The sequence below is a fragment of the Rhizobacter sp. P2_D12 genome (assembly GCF_056404395.1).
In genome coordinates this window covers 1-5,775 of record NZ_JBFUEB010000201.1, presented here as the reverse complement: position 1 = coordinate 5,775, position 5,775 = coordinate 1, and the positions used below count along the sequence as shown (strand labels likewise).

General features: G+C 69.1%; 2 protein-coding genes. Both read left to right on the top strand.

Annotated elements, in window-relative coordinates:
* A partial coding sequence (gene recC / locus AC1DYN_RS31390) for an exodeoxyribonuclease V subunit gamma (RefSeq protein ID WP_477966532.1) occupies positions 1-2,365 on the top strand: 2,365 nt, incomplete at its 5' end.
* A partial coding sequence (gene recB, locus AC1DYN_RS31385) for an exodeoxyribonuclease V subunit beta (protein ID WP_477966530.1) occupies positions 2,362-5,775 on the top strand: 3,414 nt, incomplete at its 3' end. The genes recC and recB, both read left to right, overlap by 4 nt.

The following is a 5,775-nucleotide window of genomic DNA, read 5'->3' as shown; positions in this document are numbered from 1 at the left end:
CGGCGGTACGCTCTTGTCGCAGGTCCAGGCTGCGGTGCGCGACCTGGTGCCGCTGTCCGAGCACCCGCATGTGCCGCCGATGCTGGACGACCGCTCGATCGAGTTCCACGTCACGCACAGCGTGCAGCGCGAGATCGAAGTGCTGCACGACCAGCTGCTGTCGTGGTTCGCGCTCGATCCGACGCTGCGCCCGCGCGACGTGGTGGTGATGGTACCGGATATCGATGCGTTCTCGCCCGCGATCCACGCGGTATTCGACCAGCACCGGCGGCACGACCCGCGTCACATTCCGTTCGAGATCGGCGACGTGCGCGACCGCAGCGTCAATCCGCTGCTGGTCTCGCTCGAGTGGCTGCTGCGCCTGCCGCAGCAGCGCTGCCGCCAGAGCGAAGTGCGCGACCTGCTCGACGTGCCTGCTGTCGCGCGCCGCTTTGGCGTGACGAGCGAGGATCTGCCGATCCTGGGCCGCTGGATCGATGGCGCCGGCGTGCGCTGGGGCCTGGACCACGACCACCGGGCGGGCCTGGGCCTGGGAATGACGGGCGAGCAGAATGCCTGGATCTTCGGCGTGCGCCGCATGCTGCTCGGCTACGCCAGCGGCGCCGGCGCCAGTTTCGGCGACATCGAGCCGTACGCCGAAGTCGGTGGCCTCGATGCCGCGCTGGCCGGCTCGCTCGCCCAGCTGGTCGAATGCCTGCTGACGTGGCGCGGCCGGCTCGATGCGTCGCTGCGGCCAGCCGAATGGGGCGAGGCGGCGCGCGAGATGCTGTCATGCTTCTATGCGGCCGGCGACGAAGCCGACCGCCTGACGCTGTCGAATCTGGGCGAGGGCCTGCAATGCTGGCTCGAAACGTGCGCCGGGGCGGGCTTCGACGAACCGGTACCGCTGGCGGTGCTGCGTGAAGCGTGGATGAATGAACTCGATGCGCCCACGCTGAATCACCAGTTCGTGTCGGGCGGTGTGACCTTCTGCACCCTGATGCCAATGCGCGCGGTGCCGTTTCGCGCCGTCTGCCTGCTGGGCATGAACGATGGCGACTTCCCGCGCCGCGCGCGCCCGTCCGACTTCGACCTGCTGGCGCTTCCCGGCATGGCGCGCCCCGGTGACCGCTCGCGCCGCGACGACGACCGCTACCTGATGCTCGAGGCTTTGCTGGCTGCGCGCGACAAGTTCTACGTGAGCTGGGTCGGCCGCAATGTGCGCGACAACAGCGAGCAGCCGCCCTCGGTGCTGGTGGCGCAGTTGCGCGACTACCTGAAGGCTGGCTGGGACATGGACGACCTGCATCACATCACGACCGAGCATCCGCTGCAGCCATTCAGCCGGCGCTACTTCCAGCGCGGCGGCCTGCTCACGTATGCGGGCGAGTGGCGCACCGCGCACGGCGCCGATGAGCACCCCGTCGACGATGCCTTGCCGGCGTACGAGCTGGAGCCCGACTTTGTCCTCAAGCTGGGCGAACTGGCCAGTTTTCTGCGCCAGCCGGCGCGCTTTTTCTTCCGCCGGCGCCTGGGCGTCGTGTTTGCCGACGCCGCGCACGTGGGCGACGACGAAGAGCCGTTCGGGCTGGATGCGCTGGAGCGTTACCAGATCGAAGACCACCTGCTGGACGACAGCGGCGAGGCCGAGGCGATTGGCGACGTGCGCGCCACGCTGGCAGTGCGCGCCGAACGCCTGGCGCGCGAAGGCGTGCTGCCGATCGGCCTGATGGGCCGCATGTGGCAGGAGCAGCTGGTCGAGAGCCTGGCGCCCGTGCGCACCGAGTGGCTGCGCCTGGGCGCGCGCTTCCCGCAAGCGGCGCCGAAATTCGCCGTCAGCCTGCTGCTCGGTGACATTCACCTCGACGACTGGATCGACCGCCTGCGCTCCAGCGGCGAAGGCAGTGCGTGGCTGATGCAGATCTCGTCGAAGGTGCTGGACCGCGCCGGCAATCCGCGCGGCGACAAACTGATTGCGCCATGGCTGCGCCAGCTGGCTGCCGCCGCTGCAGGCAATCCGGTGACGGGTTATCTGGTGGCGCGCGACGCGGTGCTCGAGATGGCGCCGCTGGCGCAGGAGGCAGCGCTGGAGACGCTGCGCGACTTGGTGCGCCTGTGGCGGGCCAATCTGGACAGTCCGCTGCCGGTGGCGTGTAAGACGGCCCTGGCGCATCTGGCGCAGGGCGATCCGCGCGCAACCTATGACGGCGGCTTCGAGCTGCGCGGCGAGGTCGATGATCTATGCCTGGCGCGCCTGTGGCCGGACTTCGACGCCCTGAAGAACGCCGGAGGCTGGCCCGACCTGGCCGAGGAACTGTATGGACCGCTGGCACGCTGGATGCAGGAATGCGTCAAGATCAAGCCGTTGCAGGAGTCACTGACATGAGTAGCAAGCTTGAACCAGTCGATTTCCCGCTGCACGGCTCGCGCCTGATCGAAGCGTCGGCCGGCACCGGCAAGACCTGGACCATCGCCGCGCTGTATGTGCGCCTGGTGCTGGGGCACGGCGGGGAGGATGCCTTCGTGCGGCCACTGCTGCCGTCCGAGATCCTCGTGATGACGTTCACGCGCGCCGCCACGCGCGAACTGGCCAACCGCGTGCGCGAGCGGCTGGTGCAGGCAGCAAGCTACTTCCGCGGTGAACTCGACGTGGCCGACCCCTACCTGCACGAGCTGGCCGCCAGCTACACGGCAGGCAGCGAGCGCCAGATCGCCGGGCACCGCCTGTTCATGGCGGCCGAGACGATGGACGAAGCGGCGATCTTCACGATCGACGCCTGGTGCCAGCGCATGCTGCGCGAGCACGCCTTCGACAGCGGCAGCCTGTTCGACGAAGAACTGGTCAGCGACGAGCGCGAACTGTTCGAGGACGCTGCGCACGACTACTGGCGCCAGCAGGTGTACCCGCTCGGCGCCGAGGCGCTGGCGGTCGTGATGGACAGCTGGCGCGACGTCGAGGCGCTCAAGACGAGCGTGCGCGAGCTGGTGCGGCGCGACGCCTTGCTCGGCGCACCCGCGACCGAACCACTGAAGCAACTGGTGGCGCGGCTGGCCAAGGCGCAGCGCGAAGAGCTGATGCGCCTGAAGGATGGCTGGTTCGAGCGCGCTCACGAGATGGAGCGCTGGATCGCCGGCCACCGCGGGCGCCAGCCCAAGTGCTTCAACGGCAACAAACTGCGCGCCGACTCGCTCGTCAAATGGTTCGAAGCGCTGCGGGCGTGGGCCACGGACCCGGCGCGCCACATGCCCGACTTGACCGACACGGCGTGGCGCCGCCTGACGCCGGACGGCATCGCCGACGCGTTCAGCAAAGATTTTTCGACCGAGGTGCCGGACTGTTTCGACGCCACCGCCGCGCTGCAGGCCAGCCTGGCTGCGCTCGACCCGATCGCCCACGCGCTGCTGCGCCACGCCGCCGGCCATATCGGCGCGCGCATGCAGGAGCTCAAACGGCGCAACCGCCAGTTCGGCTTTGCCGACATGCTCGAACGCCTGAAGGTTGCGCTCGAAGGCGAAAACGGCGCCGCGCTGCGCGCGCGCATCGTGGGCCAGTATCCGGTGGCGCTGGTCGATGAATTCCAGGACACGTCGCCCGACCAGTACCGCATCTTCGACCTGCTGTACCGGGTCGAGGCGAACGACGCGGAGCATGGCTTGTTCTTGATTGGCGACCCGAAGCAGTCGATCTACAGCTTTCGCGGCGCCGACATCCACAGCTACCTGGCCGCGCGCCGCGCCACCGCTGGCCGCCACTACCAGCTCGACACCAATTACCGCTCTACCGCGCCGCTCGTGAGCGCCGTCAACGGCCTGTTCCTGCATGCCGAGGGCGCGCATTCGGGCGCCGCGTTCCGCTTCCGGCGTGGCGACGACAACCCGCTGCCGTTCGATGCGGTCAAGGCGCAGGGTCACCGCCGCCACCTCGTGGGCCTGGGCGAGGCCACCGGCGCGCTGTCCGTGAACATCGTGGACCGCGCCGACCTGAAGGCCGACGACTACCGCGATGTGTTTGCCCATCACTGCGCCGAACACATTGTCGGCCTGCTCAACGATGCGCGCGTAGGCTTCGACGACGACGACGCTGGCGCAGGTTCCGTGTTTACGCGCCTGATGCCGGCCGATATCGCGATCCTCGTGCGCGACCGGCGCGAAGCCGGCGCCATCCGGCGCGCGCTGATGCGGCGCAAGGTGGCCAGCGTCTACCTGTCCGACAAGGATTCGGTGGTCGAAAGTGATGAAGCGGCGGACGTGCTGCGCTGGCTGTACGCGGTGGCCAATCCGCTCGATGGCGCGCTGGCGCGGGCGGCGTTTGCCACTGCCACTGCCGGCCTGGGGCTGGCCGAACTGGCGCAGTTCTCGCACGACGAGATGGTGTGGGAGGCGCGCGTCGAGCAACTCAAGGCGCTGCACGGCAGCTGGCAGCGCCAGGGCGTGCTGGCGATGCTGCGCCGCTTCATCCACGAACTGGGCTTGCCGGCGCGCCTGCTGCGCGAACCGGGCGGCGAGCGGCGCCTGACCAATCTGCTGCACCTGGCCGAACTGCTGCAGGAAGCCAGCAGCCAGCTCGAGGGCGAACAGGCCCTGATCCGCTGGTTCGCCGAGCAGATCGACGGGCTGGGTTCGAGCGGCGACGAGCGCGTGCTGCGCCTGGAGAGCGACGCCGAACTGGTCAAGGTCGTCACGGTCCACAAGTCGAAAGGCCTGGAGTACCCGCTGGTATACCTGCCGTTTGCCGTGACGGCGCGCGCCACCAACCGCCGCAACCGCGCGTTCTTCGAGTATGTGGACGATGCCGGCATGCGCCATCTCGACCTGGCCTTGACCGATGACGCGCTGGCTGCGGTCGACCGTGCGCGCATCGAAGAAGACCTGCGCCTGCTGTACGTCGCGCTGACGCGCGCGCGCCACTTCCTGTGGCTCGGCGCAGCGGCTGTCTCCGGCACGCGCAAGGGCGAGAACAAGTTGCACGAGTCGGCCCTTGGCTATCTGCTGGCCGGGGGCGAGCGAATAGCTGCCGAGGCACTGCGCGGGCACTTCGATGTCGTGGCGGGCAGCGCTGACGGCATCTCGCTGCACGCGTTGGCCGAACCGGAGGCGGTGACGATGCTGTCGCGCCAGGACATCCGCCCAGACCTGCTCGATGCGCCGCGCTACCGCGCCGAATTCGAGCGCGACTGGTCGGTCGGCTCGTTCACGTCGCTGACGCGCCATGCGATCGCGCCGCCCACGCCGATGCGCGCGCAGGACCAGACGCTGATGGAAGACGTGCCGCAGGCGGCCACGCCGCCCCGCATCGAAGACGCGCCGTGGCACCGCTTTCCGCGCGGCTCGGTGCCCGGCAACTTCATGCACGAGCGGCTGGAATGGCTGGCGCGCGAAGGCTTCGGCTGCCTGGACGACCCGAACTGCGAGGCGCGCCTGGTGCAGCATATCGAGCGCGCGGGCTGGGGCCATCGTCTGGCCGATGCGCTGGCGTGGCTGCGCGAGATCGTCGATACGCCATTGCCGCCACTGAATGCGCGCCTGCGCGACCTGCACGGCGTGCTGCCCGAGATGGAGTTCTGGTTCCCGAGCGAGCACCTCGACCTGCAGCGCCTGGACGCGCTGTGCCGCACGCATCTGCTGGGCGGGCTCGAACGGCCGGTGCTGCCCGAGCGGGTGTTGCACGGCATGCTCAAGGGCTTCGCCGACCTGGTGTTCGAGCACGAAGGCCGCTATTGGGTGCTGGACTACAAGTCCAATGCACTGGGGCCGGGCGACGCGTCGTACAGCCAGGCAGCGATGAGCGCCGGGATG